Annotated in this window: 19 protein-coding genes; 8 read left to right on the top strand and 11 right to left on the bottom strand. The window is 70.0% G+C overall.

Going from position 1 to position 19,568, the window contains the following annotated elements; translation table 11 throughout:
• Window positions 1-66: 66 nt before the first annotated feature.
• From BM228_RS02555 to ileS, 4 genes are all read right to left on the bottom strand, one after another.
• On the bottom strand, window positions 67-1,476 hold the full coding sequence (locus BM228_RS02555) for a M16 family metallopeptidase (RefSeq protein ID WP_092036915.1): 1,410 nt from the start codon (window positions 1,474-1,476) through the stop codon (window positions 67-69).
• Between the two features lie 159 nt (window positions 1,477-1,635).
• Window positions 1,636-2,298, bottom strand: coding sequence for a hypothetical protein (locus BM228_RS02550; protein WP_092036914.1), 663 nt, complete (start codon window positions 2,296-2,298; stop codon window positions 1,636-1,638).
• A gap of 160 nt (window positions 2,299-2,458) precedes the next feature.
• Entirely contained in the window at window positions 2,459-2,989 is a 531-nt protein-coding gene (lspA, locus tag BM228_RS02545; protein ID WP_092036912.1) for a signal peptidase II, read from the bottom strand.
• A gap of 260 nt (window positions 2,990-3,249) precedes the next feature.
• A complete protein-coding gene (gene ileS, locus BM228_RS02540) occupies window positions 3,250-6,216 on the bottom strand; it encodes an isoleucine--tRNA ligase (RefSeq protein WP_092037337.1) in 2,967 nt (988 codons plus the stop codon).
• A gap of 340 nt (window positions 6,217-6,556) precedes the next feature.
• Between ileS and BM228_RS02535 the strand changes: the two genes are divergently transcribed.
• Window positions 6,557-6,826 (top strand): hypothetical protein, encoded by a 270-nt coding sequence (locus BM228_RS02535; protein WP_092036910.1) that lies wholly within the window; start codon window positions 6,557-6,559, stop codon window positions 6,824-6,826.
• Window positions 6,827-6,851: 25 nt separating this feature from the next.
• Here the strand turns inward: BM228_RS02535 and BM228_RS02530 are convergent, their stop codons facing one another.
• From BM228_RS02530 to BM228_RS02520, 3 genes are all read right to left on the bottom strand, one after another.
• A complete protein-coding gene (locus tag BM228_RS02530; protein ID WP_092036908.1) occupies window positions 6,852-7,802 on the bottom strand; it encodes a DMT family transporter in 951 nt (316 codons plus the stop codon).
• Window positions 7,803-7,917: 115 nt separating this feature from the next.
• On the bottom strand, window positions 7,918-8,259 hold the full coding sequence (locus BM228_RS02525) for a hypothetical protein (RefSeq protein WP_092036906.1): 342 nt from the start codon (window positions 8,257-8,259) through the stop codon (window positions 7,918-7,920).
• A 425-nt stretch (window positions 8,260-8,684) separates the two neighbouring features.
• Window positions 8,685-9,527, bottom strand: coding sequence for an NAD(P)-dependent oxidoreductase (locus BM228_RS02520; protein ID WP_092036904.1), 843 nt, complete (start codon window positions 9,525-9,527; stop codon window positions 8,685-8,687).
• An 89-nt stretch (window positions 9,528-9,616) separates the two neighbouring features.
• Here BM228_RS02520 and BM228_RS02515 point away from each other — a divergent pair, with 89 nt between their 5' ends.
• Window positions 9,617-9,838: an antitoxin MazE family protein gene (locus BM228_RS02515; protein WP_092037335.1), complete on the top strand. Its 222-nt coding sequence runs from the start codon at window positions 9,617-9,619 to the stop codon at window positions 9,836-9,838.
• Window positions 9,835-10,161 (top strand): type II toxin-antitoxin system PemK/MazF family toxin, encoded by a 327-nt coding sequence (locus BM228_RS02510; RefSeq protein ID WP_092036902.1) that lies wholly within the window; start codon window positions 9,835-9,837, stop codon window positions 10,159-10,161. The genes BM228_RS02515 and BM228_RS02510 overlap by 4 nt, the downstream gene beginning before the upstream one ends.
• 22 nt (window positions 10,162-10,183) lie before the next feature.
• Here BM228_RS02510 and BM228_RS02505 read toward each other — a convergent pair whose 3' ends face one another.
• Window positions 10,184-11,386, bottom strand: coding sequence for a pyridoxal phosphate-dependent aminotransferase (locus BM228_RS02505; protein ID WP_092036900.1), 1,203 nt, complete (start codon window positions 11,384-11,386; stop codon window positions 10,184-10,186).
• Between the two features lie 157 nt (window positions 11,387-11,543).
• On the opposite strand from BM228_RS02505, the gene BM228_RS02500 reads away from it, so the two are divergent.
• The 3 genes from BM228_RS02500 (at window position 11,544) to BM228_RS02490 (ending at window position 13,243) form a co-directional block, all read left to right on the top strand.
• Window positions 11,544-11,828: a ribbon-helix-helix domain-containing protein gene (locus BM228_RS02500; RefSeq protein WP_092036898.1), complete on the top strand. Its 285-nt coding sequence runs from the start codon at window positions 11,544-11,546 to the stop codon at window positions 11,826-11,828.
• A complete protein-coding gene (locus BM228_RS02495) occupies window positions 11,821-12,156 on the top strand; it encodes a type II toxin-antitoxin system RelE/ParE family toxin (RefSeq protein ID WP_092036896.1) in 336 nt (111 codons plus the stop codon). The genes BM228_RS02500 and BM228_RS02495 overlap by 8 nt, the downstream gene beginning before the upstream one ends.
• 61 nt (window positions 12,157-12,217) lie before the next feature.
• Window positions 12,218-13,243, top strand: coding sequence for an LLM class flavin-dependent oxidoreductase (locus BM228_RS02490; protein ID WP_092036894.1), 1,026 nt, complete (start codon window positions 12,218-12,220; stop codon window positions 13,241-13,243).
• A gap of 362 nt (window positions 13,244-13,605) precedes the next feature.
• On the opposite strand, the gene cysN is transcribed toward BM228_RS02490, so the two are convergent.
• Genes cysN through BM228_RS02475 form a run of 3 tightly spaced genes read right to left on the bottom strand, consistent with a single transcriptional unit; the run spans window position 13,606 to window position 16,774 of the window.
• Window positions 13,606-15,015, bottom strand: coding sequence for a sulfate adenylyltransferase subunit CysN (gene cysN, locus BM228_RS02485; protein WP_092036892.1), 1,410 nt, complete (start codon window positions 15,013-15,015; stop codon window positions 13,606-13,608).
• Window positions 15,015-15,965 (bottom strand): sulfate adenylyltransferase subunit CysD, encoded by a 951-nt coding sequence (gene cysD, locus BM228_RS02480; protein ID WP_092036890.1) that lies wholly within the window; start codon window positions 15,963-15,965, stop codon window positions 15,015-15,017. Before cysD ends, cysN begins: the two co-directional genes overlap by 1 nt.
• Complete coding sequence (locus BM228_RS02475; protein WP_092036888.1) at window positions 15,962-16,774, bottom strand: phosphoadenylyl-sulfate reductase; 813 nt, start codon at window positions 16,772-16,774, stop codon at window positions 15,962-15,964. Before BM228_RS02475 ends, cysD begins: the two co-directional genes overlap by 4 nt.
• 268 nt (window positions 16,775-17,042) lie before the next feature.
• On the opposite strand from BM228_RS02475, the gene BM228_RS02470 reads away from it, so the two are divergent.
• A complete protein-coding gene (locus BM228_RS02470) occupies window positions 17,043-17,558 on the top strand; it encodes an Lrp/AsnC family transcriptional regulator (protein WP_092036886.1) in 516 nt (171 codons plus the stop codon).
• A gap of 110 nt (window positions 17,559-17,668) precedes the next feature.
• A complete protein-coding gene (locus tag BM228_RS02465; protein WP_092036884.1) occupies window positions 17,669-19,438 on the top strand; it encodes a diflavin oxidoreductase in 1,770 nt (589 codons plus the stop codon).
• The last annotated feature ends 130 nt before the right edge of the window (window positions 19,439-19,568 follow it).

Genomic DNA, 19,568 nt, shown 5'->3' with positions numbered 1-19,568 from the left:
AAGCTCACGGCCTGATGCAGGTCCCGACGGGAGCAAAAAACCGCCCGCCGGGACGCGCCCGAAAACCTATTCCGCGGCCATCGCCACCGGGGCGTCGGGGTCCTGAGCCTTGGTCAGGTAGCCGGTGACCGAGCGGGACGGGGTCAGCCAGCGCTCGGCGGCGGCCTTGAGGCGCTCCTGCGAGACCGCCTCGATATCCGTCGGCCAGCGGCGGACCTCCTCGATGGTCTCGCCGATCGCCAGCGCCGAGCCGTAGATCCGGGCGAGCGAGGACTGGCTGTCGGAGGAGTAGACGGTCTCGGCCACGAGCCGGGTCTTGGCGCGCTCGATCGCCTCGGCGCCGAGCGCCTCCGCGGGGGCGCGGCGCAGGATCTTGTCCACGGCCTCCTCCAGCGCCTCCAGGGAGACGCCCTCGGCCGGCACCGCGTAGACGGAGAACCGGGTCTCGTCGATCGCCGAGCCCATGTACCAGGCACCGGCATTCACCGCGAGGCCGGTCTCCATGACCAGCTTGCGGTAGAGGTAGGAGGTCGATCCGCCGCCCAGCACCTCGGCCAGCAGCTCCAGGTCGTGGCAGCCGCCGTCGCGGGCGGTGATGCAGGAGGGAGTCAGGTAGAGCCGCTGCAGGGTCGGCTGCTCGACCTTCGGGTCGGCGACCGCGACCCGGCGCAGGGCCTTGGGCTCGGGCTCCCGCGCCCGCAGGCGCTCGGGACGGGCGCCCTGGGGGGCGACGCGGCCGTAGGTCTCGTCGGCGAGCCGGCGGACCTCGTCCGGGGTCACGTCGCCGGCCACCACGAGGATCGCGTTCTCGGGGGTGTAGAAGCGCTTGTAATAGGCCAGCGCGTGCTCGCGGTTCAGGCCCTCGATCTCGTGCATCCAGCCGATGATCGGGATGCCGTAGGGGTGGTGCACGAACAGCGAGGCGGCCATCGCCTCGGAGAGCTGGGCGGAGGGGTCGGTCTCGACCCGCATGCGCCGCTCCTCCAGCACCACGTCGCGCTCGGGCGCGACCACGGCGTCGTCCAGGACGAGGCCGCTCATGCGGTCGGCCTCGAACGCCATCATGGTGCCGAGATGGTCGCGGGCGACGCGCTGGAAATAGGCGGTGTAGTCGTAGCTGGTGAAGGCGTTCTCCTGGCCGCCGAGGCCCGAGACCGCCTTGGAGAAGGCGCCCACCGGGTGCTTCTCGGTACCCTTGAACATCAGGTGCTCGAGGAAGTGGGCGATGCCCGACTGGCCCAACGGATCATCGGCCGAGCCGTTGCGATACCAGATCATGTGGGTCGCCACGGGGGCCCGGTGATCGGGCACGACCACCACGTCGAGGCCGTTGTCGAGGGTGAAGGCCGTGACCTCCGGTCCGCCCGCCTCGGAGCGCCCGAACGGCGCGGCCTCGCCCCGGCCGGCGCTGCCGCCATACGGCGAACCCGGACGCAGCGGGAAGAGGGTGGGCGTCGCCTTCCTGAACAGGTGCATTCCGCTTTCCTTTTGCCGGCCCCGGCGCCGCCGACGCCCTACTGGGGCGCTGGCGAGGATCGGGGCCGTCCGCGTCTCCGGCCGGCAAGAGCCGTACCGGGACAGAGATGTCATGTTGCCATGCCGGGCCGCCGTTGCAACGGCGCCACAGCCGGTTGGTTACTGCTGGGCCCGCTGGCGCTGATAGGCCCGGGGGTCGGCCTCGTCACGCTCGCGGCTGGCATTGTTGATCGGGTCCCGCGACGGCGGCTGGGCCAGCTTCTTTGGCGATTGCCGATATCCGGTCGGCGGATCGGTCAGGACGTCGCGGGCCGGCTCCACATCGGAGGGCTCGGCATTGGCGCTCTTGCCCTTGAGCAGGTCGAACGGGCTGAGCAGGCTGTCGTCGCGGTTGGTGTCGCCGGGCTTGCGCTCGGCCTCGGTGGTGACGCTCGCCCCGGCGCGGCGGCCGCCGCGGATCTCGTCCACCGACAGCGTGGCGTTGTTGTCGTCGTAGCGGCCGCGCGCCTGGTTGCCCACCGGACGGCGCCGCTCGGCTGCCGCGCGCTCGCGCTCGGCGATTTCGGGATCCTTCGGCCAGGCGGTGCTGGTGGAGCGGGCCCGGGGCTGGGGCAGGGCCTTGCCGTCGAGCTTGGGCGGCATCACCAGCGGCGGGCGCTCGTGATAGTCGATCGGGTCCTGGCGCTTCTCCAGGAGGCCGATGCCGGAGAGCGCGTCGCGCATGAACTCGCCGCGCTCCTGCGCTTGCGCGCCGCACGCCAGCAGCGGCGTCAGCGCGACCAGGGCGGGGAGGTTGAGACGAAGCCTGCGGTGCCCGGTCATGCTGCCTCACGGGTTCCGGCCGGGAATCCGGCGCGGGGACGGCCGCCACGCGGCCTGATCCGACGGGTCCCGGCCTGAGACCGGTTTCCGGCGATCGTATGGCGCCTTGACCGCATCGCACCAGAGGCTTGGGACGGGCAGGGCCTGTGTGGTGCGCGCATCACAGGCGCGGCCCCGAATCGCCCGGTGCCGGCTCGCTCCGGGCGGCCTCGTTCGCCGTAGCCCGCCCGGCTGGACTCAGGCTGTCGAGAATCAGGCCGATCACCCCGGCGACGATCGCCGCGTCGGCCACGTTGAACACGTACCAGGACCAGCCGCCGGCATGGAGGTGGACGAAGTCCAACACCGCCCCGTAGGCGGCCCGGTCGATGGCGTTGCCGAGCGCGCCGCCGACGATCAGCCCCAGGGCCACCGCCAGCAGCCGCGAGCCCGCCCGGGTCATCCAGATCCCGAGGCCCAGCGCCGCGGCGAGCGACAGGGCCACGAGAAACCAGCGCCCGACGCCGCTCTCCTGCTGGAACAGCCCGTAGGAGACGCCGCGATTCCAGACCACCACGAAATCGGCGAACGGCGCCAGCCGCCACGGCTGGGTGAGCACGAGATCGGTGCCGAAATAGAGCCCGAGCTTGGAGGCTTGGTCGAGGACCAGGGTGACGAGCAGGGCCAGCAGGCCGGCGCGGGTGGGGGTCATAGGCGGGGCAGGGGGCGGCCGGTTGATCCCCCCTCTCCCCGCATGCGGGGAGAGGGCTCCGGCGACCTTGTTGTCGCCGGAGCGAGGCGGCAGCCGAAGGTGAGGGGGCGATTCCGAGTGAGCCTCATCCGTTCAAGCCCCCTCACCGCCGCTCCGGCTGCGCCTCCGCTTCCCGCACGGACGACAAGGTCCGTGCGGGCCTTTCCCCGCAAGCGGGGAGAGGGGAAGATGGCGGCGGTGTAGGCCCCCCCCCAAAAAACTCACGCCGCGCTGGCCTCCGGGTGCGCCGCGTCCCACTCGCGCAAGGCCTGGGCGTCGCGGGGCGTCACGTCCGGAAATTCCGGGTCGCTGCCCACCGCCGGGCTGACGCGCCAGGAGCGGGCGCATTTGCGGCCCTCGGCCGGGCTCGGCACCACGGCGACGCCGCGCACCTCGTCGATCCGGAACGCGTCCGCAGGGCCCTCACCCGCCACCACCGTGATCGCGGAGGTGATGCAGGTATCGGCGAAGTCGCAGCCCTCCAGGGCGGCGAGCAGCTCCGGATCCGAGACGTAGACGGTCGGGGCCGCCTCCAGGCTCGCGCCGATGCGCTTGGCCGCGCGCTCGATCTCCAACGCGCCCGTCACGGCCCGGCGCACCTTGCGGATTTTTTGCCAGCGCTCCGCGAGGGCCGGGTCCAGCCACGCTGCGGGCGTCTCCGGCAGGGTCTGGAGATGGACCGAGCCGTCCTGCGACGGGTAGCGGTCGAGCCAGGCCTCTTCCGCCGTGAAGGCCAGCACCGGCGCCAGCCAGACCACCACCCGCCGGAAGGTCTCGTCGATCACCTGCAGGGCCGCCCGGCGGGTCACCGACGAGATCGGATCGCAGTAGAGCGCGTCCTTGCGCACGTCGAAGTAGAACGACGACAGGTCGCCGGTCATGAAGCCGTTGAGCAGGGCCACGACCCGCTTGGTGTCGTAGGTCGCGTAAGCCTCACGGATCTCGCCGTCGAGCTCGGCCAGACGGTGCAGGATCAGCCGCTCCAGCTCCGGCATTTTTTGGAACTCGACGTCGTCGCCCGGCACGCGATGCGCCAGGGAGCCGAGCATCCAGCGCAGGGAGTTCCGGAGCTTCCGGTAGGTCTCGGCAAACGTCTTGATGATCTCCGGGCCGATCCGCAGGTCGTCGGTGTAATCCGAGGCGGCGACCCAGAGGCGCAGGATGTCGGCGCCCGAATCCTTGATGATGCTCTGCGGCGCGACGACGTTGCCCTTCGACTTCGACATCTTCAGGCCCTTGCCGTCGAGCACGAAGCCGTGGGTCAGAACGATGTCGTAGGGCGCCCGGCCGCGGGTGCCGGAGGATTCGAGCAGCGAGGACTGGAACCAGCCCCGGTGCTGGTCGGAGCCTTCCAGGTACATCACCCGGTCCTGCCCGCCGTCGCGGACGCGCCGCGCGCCGGCGAGCGCCGGGAACGCCTCCGGATCGTCCAGCACGAAGGCGTGGGTGGAGCCGGAATCGAACCAGACGTCGAGGACGTCGGTCACCTTCTCGTAGGCGGCCGGGTCGTGGTCCGGCGCCAGGAAGCGCTGCGCCGCGTCGTCACGGAACCAGGCATCGGCGCCCTCCGCCTTGAAGGCGTCGCGGATCCGGGCGTTGACGGAAGCGTCCTTGAGGATCTCACCGCTCTCCCGGTGGACGAACACGGTGATCGGCACGCCCCAGGCGCGCTGGCGCGAGACCACCCAGTCCGGCCGGTTGCCGACCATGCCGTTGATGCGGTTTTTTCCTTGCGGCGGGACCCACTGGGTTTCGTCGATGCTCTGGAGCGCGACCTCCCGCAGGGACCGGTTGCCCAGGCTGTCCACCGGCCGGTCCATGGCGATGAACCATTGCGGGGTATTCCGAAAAATCACCGGCTTCTTGGAGCGCCAGGAATGCGGGTACTGGTGGCGCAGCACCCCGCGGGCGACCAATGCCCCGACCTCGGTGAGGGCGGCGATGACCGCCTTGTTGGCGTCGCCCTTCTCGCCCTTGTCGGTGAGCACCCGGGTGCCCTCGAAGCCCGGCGCGGCCTTGGTCAGGGCGCCGTCCGCATCCACCGTGTAAGGGATCGCGGGGTCGATGCCGCGCTCCTGGAGCAGCCGGCCGCTGGACATCCAGAGATCGAAATCCTCGCGGCCGTGGCTGGGCGCCGTGTGGACGAAGCCGGTGCCGGATTCGTCGGTGACGTGGTCGCCGTCGAGCATCGGCACGGCGAAGTCGTAGCCGCGGCCGTTGAGCGGATGCGCCAGGGTGAGGCCAGCCAGGACCTCGGGGCGCACGTCGCCGACGCGCTCGAACGCCTCGACCCGGGCGGCCTTGAACACGGTGGCGGCCAGGCTGTCGGCGAGCACGTAGGTCTGGCCGGGGGTCGCCCAGTTCTCGGCCGGGGCCTGCGTCACCCGGTAGAGCCCGTAGGCGATTTTTTTGGAATACGCGACGGCGCGGTTGCCCGGCATGGTCCAGGGGGTGGTGGTCCAGATCACCACCCTGGCATCCGCCAGCGCCGCGTCGGCCCCGTCGCGGATCGGGAAGGCGACGAAGATCGTGTCGCTGACATGCTCCTCGTACTCGACCTCGGCCTCGGCAAGCGCGGTCTTCTCGACCACCGACCACATCACCGGCTTGGAGCCGCGATAGAGCTGGCCGCTCATCGAGAACTTCATCAGCTCGTCGGCGATCACCGCCTCGGCCGGGTAGGCCATGGTCGCGTAGGGATGGTCCCAGTCGCCGGTGACGCCGAGTCGCTTGAACTCCTCCCGCTGCACGTCGAGCCAATGGGCCGCGAAGGTCCGGCATTCCTGCCGGAACTCGATCACCGGCACGTCGTCCTTGTTGCGGCCCTTGGCGCGGTACTGCTCCTCGATCTTCCACTCGATCGGCAGACCGTGGCAGTCCCAGCCGGGGACGTAGTTGGCATCGAGGCCGAGCGCGCCCTGCGAGCGCACCACCACGTCCTTCAGGATCTTGTTGAGCGCCGTGCCGATATGGATGTTGCCGTTGGCGTAGGGCGGGCCGTCGTGCAGCACGAAGCGCGGCCGGCCGGAAGCAGCGGCGCGGATCTTCCCGTAGAGGTCGATCGCGGCCCAGCGCTCCAGCAGCAGCGGCTCCCGGGTCGGCAGGCCGGCGCGCATCGGAAACTCGGTGCGCGGAAGGAACAGGGTCTTGGAATAGTCGCGGGCAGCCGCGGTCTCGGGGGTGGTCATCGGATCTCGCATCGGCGGTCGGGCCGGCGGCATCGGGCCGGCCGGATACAGGAATCTGGGCAGGGCGAGCGGCATCAGGATCCCGGACTTCCGCGCGGCCTCGCCGAAGCGAGCGCTCGTTTACGCGGAGGCCGGGCCAATAATTCGAAGCCTGCGGCCCAGGCCGCGAAGAGCATGCGAAGCGAACATGACCCGTTCTCTAGCAGCGGCCCCTTCCCGATGCCAGCGGCCGGACCCGGGATGCCTGATGAGACCTTTCGGCGCTTGAACCGTTGACCAGCACGCCCTCCGCGACCCGCAAGTCGCGGAGCTCGTCCCGAACGACGACCAGGAGTTGACCATGAAGAAGCTGATGATCGCCGCCCTCGCCCTCGCCCCGCTGGCCTTCGCCACCGGCGCCGAGGCCCAGGGCACCGCCCGGGGCGCCCAGCGCGGCGTCGAGGACGGCTCGGCCGCGGCCGGCCCGGTGGGCGGTGTCGTGGGCGGCGCGGTGGGTGCCGCCACCGGCACGGTCGGCGGCGTGCTCGGCACCGATCCGGATCCGGCCCGCCGCGCCCGCGAGAACCGCCGCGAGGAGCGCCTGGACCGCCAGGAGCGGATGGGCCGCTAAGCTCGCCTCGAACCGGCCGGTCGCCTCAGGCGGCCGGCCTGTCCCGGCGGATCGTCTCTTGCGCCAGGAGATAGAGGCCGGAGCCGACCACGATCATGGCCCCGGCGACCGTCCACCGGCTCGGCACGTCGCCGAACAGCAGGAAGCCCAGGGTCACGGACCACAGCAGCTGGGTATAGATGAACGGCGCCAGGATGTTGGCCGGCGCCCGGGCATGGGCCAGCACCAGCAACCAGTGCCCGATCGTGCCGAACAGCGCGACCCCGAACAGCAGCGCCCAATGGGTGAGGTTGGCCGGGCTGGTCCAGATCCAGGGCAGGAGCGGGGCCATCAGCGCGAGGCCCGCGAGCCCGGTGTAGAACATGGTCGTGGCGGTGGAATCGTAGGCTGCGAGCTTGCGCGTGATGATCGCGTAGAAGGCGTAGACCACGACGTTGGCGACGCAGAGCAGGGCGGCCGGATGCATCCCGCCGAACCCGGGGCGCACGATCACCAGCACGCCGATGAAGCCGACGCCGATCGCCACCATCCGGCCCCGGGACGACCATTCGCCGAGCAACGGGCCGGCCAGCAGCGCCACGGTGAGCGGCGCGGCGAACTGGATCGAGATCGTCTCGGCGAGTTGCAGGTAGCGCAGGGCCAAAAAGTTCAGGGCCGTGGAGGCGAAGAGCAGCAGTGAGCGCACGATCTGGAGGGTCAGCCGCCGGCTCTTCACCACGCCGGGGGTGCGCACCGGGTTGATGAACAGCGAGATCATCGCGACGCTGGCGGCGTAGCGCATGAAGGTCGTGACCAAGGGGTCGACGCCCGCGCGCGCCAGAGTCTTGGCGCTGGCATCGAGGCTCGCGAAGAACGCGACGGCGCCGCACATCAGGGCGATGCCGACGATCCGCCGGCGGCGCGCGAGGTCGGGTGACGGGGCCGCCCGGGCGGGGCCCCTGTCGTTGGCGACGGATGTCGCGACCTGCGTGCTCATGCCTGCCAAATCTCGCTGGAGGCCTATATTTTTGCCACGCTCGCGCCCGCGGCGGCACCCGTCGCAGCGCAGGGAAAGTATGCAGCCGGCACGGTTCGCCGGCGCAGTACCGGGCTCAGCGCTTGGCCGGGACCTTCTCGGCGGCCGCGGTCTTGGTCGCCGTCTTGGCGACCTTCGCCTTGGCGGGGGTCGCGCCCGCGATCAGGGCAGCGAGGTGGCCCTGGTCGAGGCCCGCGGTCGGGGCGGGCATGACAGGGGCCGGCACGACGGCAGGGGCGCTTACGGGCCGGCGCGGCTCGATCGAGCCGGTGGCGGCCGGATCGGGAACGCTGGCGAAGGCCGCGATCGGACTGGCAGGGGTGGATTCGCGCTGCACGCGCAAGGTCCAATGGGCGGCGGTGGAGAGGGCGGCAATCCCGAGGATCGCCTTGATGCCGCCGGTGAGCAGGGCTCGCATGATCGTCAGGCCCGAGAGAACGCGGTTACGCCGGACCGGATCCCCGGCCTCGTCACATCATCGCGCGGGAGCGTGAACGAAGCGCCAAGCTGGCCGCATCGGGCTGTCCCGGATCGGGGCAGGGGGCCTGGATCGGCGCCCGCTCTCGGATGAGATAAGCCGGAATTCTATGTGGGCCTTGCGCCGAGCCCGCGGTTCCTGTTCCCCGCGCTCCCGACACTCCTGCAGCAACTCGGCCCACTGAGCCTCACAGGATTGGTCCAGAGAACTGGTCCGAACCACCCCGTCACTGCCGGCCCCGCTACCATGCAGGCCCGAGCGGGCTCGCGAAACCTTCAGGCGCATCGGCCGCGGGGACCGCCCGTGTAGAGGGTGGCAGCCGAGCCGGCAACAGAGCGGGGCCCGTTTCGGCGCCCCCGCGGCGATCAGCGCTCCGCGGCGGCCGCGGCGAAGCGTATCAGCGCGGCGATCTCGGGCTTTCCCGCATCGGCGGCCAAGCGCTCGTAGAGATCGGCATAGCCCGAGAAAACCTGCCGCCCGGCCGCGTCCGGCCCGAGGAAATCGGCGATTTCGCCCATCTCGGGCGCCCAGCGATAGGCCTTCGGCGCCATGTCGGGCAGGGCCTGGGCGAACCGGGCGAGCAGTGCCGGCTCGTTCTCGGCGAGCTCGTCGAGCAGCGCCGGGCCGGCCCCGGTGTGCTCGGCGGCCAGGATCATGATCGCAGCGAGGGCCGTCAGCCCCTTGTTGAGGCCGGCATAGCTCATCTTGAGGCTGGAGGCCGCGCCGACGGCGCCAGGACAGACCCGAAGGTCGAGGCCCAGCTCGCGCAGGACCAGGGCCGGGGCGGTGTCGGCCCCCGAGACGTAGACGCGGGGGCCCTTGGCGCCGGGCTTCGGCGGCAGGCCCAGGATCGCCCCGTCGAGGAACGGCGCCCCGGTTTCCGAGACGATCGCGGCGATCCGCGCGATGGTGCCCGGGCTGACGGCGTTGGCATCGACATAGACCGGCTTGCGCGGAGCCGCGGCCAGAGCGGGGGCGAGGCGGCGGGCCAGAGCCTCCGCGTCGGCGGGCGGCACGATCGACAGCAGGATGTCGGCGGCCACGAGCTCGGCCGTATCGGCATCGATCATGCCGGCCGCCGCGGCCCGTTCCCGGCTCGCCGCTCCGCGCCCTTCGAGGGAGGTCAGCACGCGAGCGCCGTGCTCGACCAGCCGCGCCCCGATGGCGCTGCCCATGGCGCCGGGGGCGATCACCGCGATGGTGGGCATGGGAGGCTCGCGAGGGTTCAGAGATCCGGACATGGTAGTCACGAGCGCTGTCGAAGCCTAGTATGGCGCGCGATCGGACCCGCCAATTCATGCCCCAGATCAAGCCCCGGGAAGGACAGCCGAAGTCCCAGCGCTATCATCAGGCGCCGCGGCGTGATGGCATGAAGCTCGTGCGCATCTGGGTTCCGGACCCATTGGCGCCGGGCTTCAAGGAAGAAGCTGCTCGGCAGGCCGCGCTTTTGAAGGGCGCGCCCGAGGAGGCCGAAGCCCTGGACTTCATCGCGTCGGCGTTCGACTGGCCCGAACCGTGACGCGCGGTGACATCGTGACCGTCTCGCCGCCTGGTTCATACGGCAAGCCGCGTCCCGCCCTCGTCATTCAGTCCGATTGGCTCGTCGAGACCGACAGCATCCTTGTCTGCCTCCTCACGAGTACTCTGCGCGATGCACCGCTCTTCCGGCTGACCGTCGAACCATCAGCGGCCAACGGATTGCGAAGCGTCTCGCAGATCATGACCGACAAGATCATCGCCATGCCGCGCGCGAAATGCAGCCCGCCCATCGGTCGCTTGGAGCGCGATACCCTCGCCTCCCTGAACCGGATGCTCGCTCTCGTGCTCGGGATCGCCGACTGATCCGGCGATCCCTCCGAGGCTGCTATCGCAGCGAGCCGCAGAACCGCTGGATGCGCCGGCAGGCTTCCTCCAGCACCGCGTTCGAGGTGGCGTAGGAGATGCGCAGGTTCGGTCCGAGCCCGAAGGCCGAGCCGTGCACGGCGGCCACGCCCTCGGCCTGAAGCAGCTCGGTGACGAAATCCTCGTCGGTCTCGATGGTCTTGCCGGCCTCGGTCGTCTTGCCGATCAGCGCCGCGCAGGACGGGTAGACGTAGAAGGCGCCCTCCGGCGTCGGGCAGGTCAGGCCGTTGGTCTGGTTGAGCATCGACACGACGAGGTCGCGCCGGCCCTGGAACGCCGCCCGGAACTTGGCCAGGTGGTCCTGCGGGCCGTCGAGGGCGGCTACCGCGGCCCATTGCGCGATGGTGCTCGCCCCGGAGGTCTGCTGGCCCTGGACGAAGTCCATCGCCTTGATCAGCTTTTCCGGCCCGGCCGCGTAGCCGATCCGCCAGCCGGTCATGGCGTAGCCCTTGGAGACGCCGTTCATGGTCAGCGTCCGCTCGATCAGCTGCGGCTCGACCTGGGCCGGGGTGACGAAGGCGAAGTCGCCGTAGGTCAGGTGCTCGTAGATGTCGTCGGTGAGGATGTGCACGTCGGGATAGCGCAGCAGCACGTCGGTGAGCGCCTTCATCTCGTCGCGCGTGTAGGCGGCCCCGGACGGGTTCGACGGCGAGTTGAGCACGATCCACTTGGTCTTCGGCGTCAGCACCCGGTCGAGTTCTTCGGGCTGAAGCTTGAAGCCGTGCGCCATGTCGGTATCGGCGAAGACCGGCGTGCCGCCGCACAGGCCGACCATCTCCGGGTAGGACACCCAGTAGGGGCGGGGGATGACCACCTCGTCGCCGGGGTTCAGGGTGGCGAGGAAGGCGTTGTAGAGCACCTGCTTGCCGCCGGTGCCCACGATGGTCTGCGAGACCTTGTAGTCGAGCCCGTTCTCGCGCTTGAACTTGCGCACGATCGCCTCGCGCAGGGGCGCGATGCCCGAGACGGGCGGGTAGCGCGTCTCGTTGCGGTGGATCGCCTCGATCGCCGCCTGCTTGATGTGGTCCGGCGTGTCGAAATCCGGCTCGCCCACCGACAGGCTGATGACGTCGACGCCGGAGGCTTTCAGGTCCCGGGCCTTCTGGGTCATCACGATGGTCGCGGACGGCTTCACCCGCGAGAGGACGTCGGCGAGGAGAGCCATGGCGTTTCGATCTCCGTGAGGGGCGCGGCGGTCTCGGGCGCCCGCGATGCGGCCGGGACCCTAGGCCGACGGTGCGGTGCGGACAAGGCTGCGCGGCGGGCCGGATTCCATGCTAGTCTCGTGTCGATTCGAAGAGGGCGATGGACGAGGGCGATTCATGCCGCCGGCCGAGACGATCAGCGTGACGCTGCCCCCCGAGACGGTCCGTGCCCTGCGCGAGCGCGTCGAGGCCGGCGAATACGCCTCGCTCGGCGAGGTTCTGGAGGACGCAGTGCAGGCCTGGCAGAGCCGGCGCCAGGAGGATGCAGAACGCCTCGACGCGATCCGCGCCCGCATCCGCCGTTCTTTGGACGACCCCAGCCCGCCGCTGAGTCTCGATGAGGTCGAGGCGCAGATGGAAATTCTGTTCGCCCAGGCCCTGGACGATCGCCGTCGTGCGTAGGCTGCCGGTCGCGTTCCAGCGCGACGCTCGGATCGATCTCGCGGACATCTTCCGTGTCGTGCTCCTTGCGAGCCAAGACAACGCCATTGCCGAGGGCTTCATCCGGCGGATCATCGAACGCTGCCGGCGCATCGGCGATGCCCCACATGGCGGTCGTCCGCGCGACGACCTGGAGCCCAGCCTGCGGACGGTGCCGTTCGAACGATCTGCGATCATCGCCTATCGGGTCGAGACCGAGCGGGTGATGATCACCAACGTGTTCTATGGCGGCCGGGATTTCGAGGCGCTGTACCGGAGCGACCGGCCGGACGACGAACCGGCGCCATGACCGGGCCGACGCGGATCATCGGGCCCTCGCACCGGCCCACACGCCTCCCCATCTCCTATCGATGATACCGCTCTCCGTCCTCGACCTCTCCTTCGTCAGCGCCGATTCGACTCCGGCTCAGGCGCTGCATGACACGCTGGCGCTGGCGCGCCACGTCGATGGCCTCGGCTACCGCCGCTACTGGCTGGCCGAGCATCACGCCCTGCCCAACGTGGCGAGTCCGGCCCCGGAGATCATGATCGGCCAGATCGCTGCCGCGACCCGGACGATCCGGGTCGGCTCGGGCGGGATCATGCTGCCGAACCACGCGCCGCTGATGGTGGCCGAGCGCTTCCGGGTGCTGGAGGCGCTGTTCCCGGGCCGGATCGATCTCGGCCTCGGGCGCGCGCCCGGCACCGACGGGCTCACTGCCCGGGCCCTGCGTCGGCGGGAGGCCCCCGGGGAGGGCGGCAACGACGACTTTTTGGACCGCCTGCAGGAATTGCTGTTCTGGGACGGCGGATTTCCAGAGGGGCATCCGTTCGGCAAGATCCAGGCGAGCCCTGCCGGAGTGCCCCTGCCGCCGATCTTTCTGCTCGGCTCGTCCGATTACAGCGCCCAGCTCGCCGGGGAGATCGGCTGCGGCTTCGGCTTCGCGCAGCACTTTTCCGGGATGCCGGCCGAGGCGCCGATGCTGGCTTATCGCCGCCTGTTCCGGCCGACCCGCCTGGGCGAGCGGCCTCACGCGATCCTGGCCGTGGCGGCGATCTGCGCCGCCACCGATGCGGAGGCCGAGCGGCTGGCCGCGAGCGCGCGGCTGTCGACCCTGCGGCGGGAGCGCGGCGAGTACCGGCCGTTGCCGAGCTTGGACGAAGCGCTGGCCTACCCGTATTCCGATTCCGAGCGCGCCCAGATCGAGCGCGGCCGTGACAAGCTGCATGTGGGCGGGCCGGAAACCCTGCGAGCGACGCTCACGGATCTCGTCACGCGGACGCAGGCCGACGAGCTGATGATCGTCTCGGCGATACCCGACCAGGCGGCGCGGCACGAGTCCTACACGCAGCTGGCGCAGGCCTGGGGCCTCGGCGCCGTCTCGGAAGCGGCCTAAGGGATCCCAAAGGGCTCAGCCCCAGCCCTTTCAAGGTGTTTGAGCTGGATGCAGAGACCCTGTTCCATGTTTGTAACGTATTGAAAGAGAAGCATATTTCCCCTCTCCCTTGTGGGGAGGGGTCAGGGGTGGGGGTGGTGCAGGATCGAACGTCACGGTGCCTTCTGCACCACCCCCACCTCCAACTCCTCCCCACAAGGGGGAGGAGAGCGCGTCTGGTCGTTCCGGCACTTCCGGAAACACCTTGAAAGGGCTGGGCTCAGCCCTTTGGCGGGGTATCGGGGCGGAGCCCCGATGTACCAGGGCTCCGCCCTGGACCCGCACAAGGTCCCGGACCTTGTGGATCCGGGACCTTTCCCGCCTCAGCGGCCGAAGAGGCGGCCCAAGCGACCGAGCAGGCTGGGGGCCTTCTCGTCGGCGGTCAGCGGGGTGGAGGCCGCCGGTGTGGCTTCGCCCTTCGGCGCCAGGACCAGCCCGAGCGCCGCCGTGTCGGTGGTCTCGCGGTCGATCAGGATCAGGCTGCCGGTTTCGCGGTTGTCTGCGTAGGCGTCCACCGCCACCGGCCGGTCGAGACGCAGGGCCACGTCCGCGATGTCGTTGGCGGCGAGGCGCTCGGCCGGGCCCGGATTGCCGGTCTCGGGATCGATGCGCGAGACGATCCGTTCCACGGTGGCGTTGACCGTGGCGGTGCCGATCTTGGCGAGCAGGCTCGCCCCCGGCGCCAGCTCGGTCTCGGCCGCCCAGAACAGGCGGGCTTCGAACTGCTCGGTGATCCGCAGCGGGGCCGCGGAGGCCGCAATCACCTGACCGCGCGAGGCATCGATCTGGTCGGCCAGCACCAGCGTCACCGATTCGTCCTCGCCGGCCTCGGCCAGGTCGCCGTCGGCGGTGTAGATCCGCGCCACCGTCGAGGTCCGGCCAGAGGGCTGGATGGTGATCGCGTCGCCGGGGCGGACCCGGCCGCTGGCGATCCGCCCGCTATAGCCGCGGAACTCGGAATTCGGCCGGTTGACCCACTGGATCGCCATGCGGAACGGGGCGTTGAGCGCCTCCGCGTGCACCGGCACGGTCTCCAAGTGGTCGAGCAGGGTGCCACCCGTGTACCAGGGGGCGGCGATGCCCGGCTCTGCGACGTTGTCGCCGTTCTTGGCCGAGAGCGGGATCGCCTTGACCTCAGCGAAATTCAACTCGCGGGCGAAGTCGGCGAAGCCTGCGCGGATCGCATCGAACTTGTCCTGCGACCAGCCGACCAGATCCATCTTGTTCACCGCCAGCACCACCCGGCGGATACCGAGCATCGAGACCAGCAGGGCGTGGCGCCTTGTCTGACGGATCAGGCCCTGGCGGGCGTCCACCAGGATCACCGCCACGTCCGCCGTCGAGGCGCCGGTGGCCATGTTGCGGGTGTACTGCTCGTGGCCGGGGGTGTCGGCCACGATGAACGAGCGCTTGTCGGTGGAGAAGAACCGGTAGGCGACGTCGATGGTGATGCCCTGCTCGCGCTCGGCCTGAAGGCCGTCGACCAGCAGCGCCAGGTCGATCTCCTGCCCCTGCGTACCATGGCGGCGGGAATCGCGCTGGAGCGCCGAGATCTGGTCGTCGAAGATCTGCTTGGTGTCATGCAGCAGCCGGCCGATCAGGGTCGACTTGCCGTCATCCACGGAGCCGCAGGCGATGAAGCGCAGCACGGCCTTGTTCTGGTGGGCGGCCAGGAACGCCTGATAGGTGGCGGCGCGGTCGCTGAACGCGGTGGGATCCTGGTGCACCGTCATCAGAAGTAGCCTTCCTGCTTCTTGCGCTCCATGGAGCCCGCGCCGTCCTTGTCGATCACCCGGCCCTGGCGCTCCGAGGTGCGGGCCGCCAGCGTCTCGCCGACGATCTCCGGGAGGGTCGCCGCATCGCTCTCCACCGCCCCGGTGAGCGGGTAGCAGCCGAGCGTCCGGAAGCGCACGAGGCGCTGCTGCGGAACCTCTCCCGGCTCCAGGGGCAGCCTGTCGTCGTCGACCATGATCAGCTGGCCGTCGCGCTCCACCACCGGGCGCTCGGCGGCGAAGTAGAGCGGCACGATCGGGATCTTTTCCTGCTCGATGTAGAGCCAGATATCGAGCTCGGTCCAGTTCGAGAGCGGGAACACCCGCAGGGACTCGCCGCGCTTCTTCTTGAGGTTGTAGAGGTGCCAGGGCTCCGCGCGCTGGCGCTTGGGATCCCAGCGATGCTGCGCGGTGCGGAGCGAGATGATCCGCTCCTTGGCGCGGCTCGCCTCCTCGTCCCGGCGGGCGCCGCCGAAGGCCGCGTCGAACTTGTACTTGTCGAGCGCCTGGCGCAGCGCCTGGGTCTTCATCACGTCGGTATGGACCTCGGAGCCGTGGCTCACCGGCCCGACGCCGCGGGCGAGCCCGTCCGGGTTGGTGTGGACCAGGAGGTCGAGGCCGAGTTCCTTCACCCGGGCGTCGCGGAAGGCGATCATCTCGCGGAACTTCCACGTGGTGTCGACGTGGAGCAGCGGGAACGGCAGGGTGCCGGGCGCGAAGGCCTTCAGGGCCAGGTGCAGCAGGACCGAGGAATCCTTGCCGATCGAGTAGAGCATCACCGGGTTCTCGGCCTCGGCGACCGTCTCCCGGAAGATGTGGATGCTCTCGGCCTCCAGCCGCTTCAGGTGGCTGAGGCGGTCGGCGGAGGCGGGGGCGCCCGGCGACACGGCGGCGGCGAGGGCTGCGCTCATCGGGCGAACTCCGGCTGGCGGGTCTTCACGTCCTGGTTGCTCTCGAAGATTGCGGGCTCCTGGCCCGGTTGCACCGACGCGGAGGGCCGCCCGACATGCAGGCCGCACTCCTTCTTCTCTTCCTGCTCCCACCACCAGCGTCCGGCACGTTCCGGCTCGCCGAGCTTCACGGCGCGGGTGCAGGGGGCGCAGCCGATGGACGGGAAGCCGCGGTCGTGCAGCACGTTGTAGGGAATGAAATTCTCGCGCACGAAGCTGTCGACCTGCGCCCGGGTCCAGTCGGCCAGGGGGTTGAGCTTGATCAGGCCGCGCTCGGCGTCGAACGCGGCGAGCGGCGTCTCGGCGCGGTTGGCCGATTGGCCGGCGCGCAGACCGGTGAGCCAGCCGCTCGCCCCGTCGAGGGCGCGGCCCAGCGGCTCGACCTTGCGGAACCCGCAGCAGGCCTGCCGGGCCGCCACCGAGCGCCGGAAGCCGTTGATGCCTTCGTCGCGCACGAACGCCTCTACGGCCCCCCGCTCCGGCGCGTAGGCGCCGATTCGGATGCCGTAGGCCGATTCGGTCTCGGCCCAGGTATCGTAGGCCTCCGGGAACAGCCGGCCGGTATCGAGGGTCACGATCTCGACGCGGCCCTTGGCGAGCCCCGCCATCGCCAGCCCGTGGGTCAGCGCCTGGTCCTCGACGCCGAGGCTCGTGGTGAACACGAGGCGGCCCGGGATCTCGGCGGCGATCAGGTGGAGCCGGCCTGGCAGGTCGAGCCCCGACAGCCGGTCCGCGAGGGAATCGGCCTGCGTTCGGTCCGGACGGGTCATCGCGACATGTCCTGAGGTTGGATGGTGGGAAAGGGCGCGGACCGCGCCGCCCCCTGTTGTCGAATGGTCGAAATGTTCGCTATACCGAACGAAGTCAAGGCGTCGCGGGTTGCTTGTCGGGCATATCCGGGGGGCTTGGCGTGCGGTGGCGCCCCCGGGGCCGCCGCGCATGATACGGCGCACGATAAAAGATTCTTCTCGTCGGCCCCGCGAAACGCTTACACTCCCACGCGCGGCCCAGCGTGGAAGAATCCCTACGGAGACAGCTTTGGACGCCATCGATCTGAAGATTCTCGCCTTGCTGCAGGCGGATGCGACCCTCTCCATCGCGGCGATCGGCGAGCGCGTCGGCCTGTCTCAGACCCCGTGCTGGAAGCGCATCCAGAAGCTGGAGGCCGACGGGGTGATCGACCGGCGGGTGGCGGTGCTCGATCCGGTCAAGCTCGGCCTCGGGCTCACCGTGTTCGTCTCCATCGAGACCGCGGACCATTCCCAGGACTGGCTGCAGCGCTTCGCCGCGACCATCTCGGCCATGCCCGAGGTCTTGGAATTCTACCGGATGGCCGGCGATGTGGATTACATGCTGCGCGTCGTCGTGGCCGACATGCAGGCCTATGACAGTTTCTATAAGCAGCTTATCGCAGTGCTGCCGCTGAAGAACGTCACCTCGCGATTCGCTATGGAAAAGGTGAAATCCACCACCGCCCTACCGCTGCCCGCGCCGCCGAAAACCGGGCGTCACCTCCCCGGAACGGCGCCGGTTCTCTCGGTCGTGGGAGAATAATTTTCTGTTTTGTTGCGTCGCAACGAAAGCAATGTCCTAGTTCAGACGCGTTCTGCAAAAAGAACGTTTTCGATTGACACCGGCCCCGTAGGCCATGACATGGTCCCCTGATGGCACGCCAGAATCTCCTTCCGCGCACCGCCCCGTTCGGCGACGGCGAGCGCGCCAGCCTCGACGCCGTGCTCGGCAGCGCGACCCCTGTGCAGCGCGCGTGGCTGGCGGGTTTCCTGGCGGGCCTCGATGCCGCCGGCGGCCAGCCGGCGGCGGCCCCTGCCGCCCCGCCCAAGGCGGCCGAGCCGCTGACGATCGTCTATGCGAGCGAATCGGGGAATTCCGAGGCGCTGGCCGGCAACGTCGCCAAGCTGGCGCGCAAGCAGGGCTTCAAGCCGAAGGTCATGGATTTCTCCGACCTCGATGTCGCGACCCTGCCCAAGGCCGGCAAGCTCATCGCCATCGCGGCGACCTGGGGCGAGGGCGAGCCGCCGGCCCGGGCCGTGCGGGCCTATGGCGAACTGATGGGGGAGGGCGCCCCGCGCATCGACGGCGTGGACTTCGCCGTCCTGGCGCTCGGCGACACGTCCTACGTGGAATTCTGCGCCATCGGTAAGGCGCTCGACGCGCGCTTCGAGGCCCTGGGCGGCAAGCGCGCCGCCGAGCGCGCCGACCTCGATCTCGATTTCGAGAAGCCGGCCGCCGACTGGATCAAGAACACCCTCAAGGCCCTCGCCCCGGCCGAGACGCCCGACAACGTCGTGGCGGTGGATTTCGCCCGCGCCGCCCCCGGCGAGGACGACGAGGCCGAGCCGAGCCGCGAGCCGCTGGTGGTCGAGGTCGTCGAGCACGTGAACCTCAACTCCTCGCGCTCGGACAAGGAGACCATCCACCTGGCGCTGGCCTTCGAGGACGGGGCGCCCGCCTACGAGCCGGGCGATTCGCTCGAGATCTTCCCCGAGAACGACCCGCAGCTGGTGGACGAGATCCTGACCGCCGCGGGGCTGTCGGGCGACGAGGCCCTGCGCAAGGCGCTGCTCGCCGAGCGCGACATCACCACCCTCTCGGCCGCCACGATCGAGCGCTTCGTCAAGGCGACCGGCCACGCGGACGCGCAGAAGCTGATCGACAGCGGCGAGGTCCGGGCCTGGATCGAGGGACGGCACCTGATCGACCTGCTGGCGACCTTCCCGGCGACGCTGACGCCTGAGCACCTCACCACCATTACCCGGCCGCTGCCGCCCCGGGCCTACTCGATCGCGTCCTCGCGCAAGGAAGTGGGCGACGAGGTCCATCTCGCCATCGTGGCGGTGCGCTACGAGACCCACGGCCGCGCCCGCTCAGGCGTCGCCTCGGTCCACGTCGCCGACCGGATCCGCGACGGCGCCAAGCTGCGGGTGCGGCTAAAGCCGAACCGGCATTTCCGCCTGCCGCAGGATCCGGCCGCCGACATCATCATGGTCGGCCCCGGCACCGGCGTCGCGCCGTTCCGCGCCTTCGTGCAGGAGCGCCGCGCCATCGAGGCCCCAGGCCGCTCCTGGCTGTTCTTCGGCGACCGGCACTTCCTGCACGACTTCCTGTACCAGCTCGAATGGCAGGAGGCCCTGGAGGAGGGCGCGCTGACGAAGATCGACGTGGCCTTCTCCCGGGACCAGCCGGAGAAGGTCTACGTGCAGGACCGCATCACCCACAACGCCAAGGAGCTGGTCTCCTGGCTGGAGGGCGGCGCCTATTTCTACGTCTGCGGCGATGCCAAGAACATGGCCAAGGACGTGCGCGCCGCGGTGGTGCGGGCCTACGAGACCGCCAAGGGCCTGAACCCGGCCGACGCCGAGGCGCAGGTTGCGGCCCTGGAGCGCAGCCACCGCTACCAGCAGGACGTTTACTAGAGCGTATGCCGACGGAGCACGGGTAGGTCTGGGTTTCCAAAGGGCGCATCGTCCTTTGGCGGGTTGTCAGGGCAGAGCCCTGATGAAGCAGGGCCTAGCCCCACTGCAGGGCTCCGCCCTGCACCCGCAA

The sequence above is a fragment of the Methylobacterium pseudosasicola genome (assembly GCF_900114535.1).
GTDB classification, from domain to species: Bacteria; Pseudomonadota; Alphaproteobacteria; order Rhizobiales; family Beijerinckiaceae; genus Methylobacterium; species Methylobacterium pseudosasicola.
This window is presented reverse-complemented; position numbering and strand designations above follow the sequence as displayed.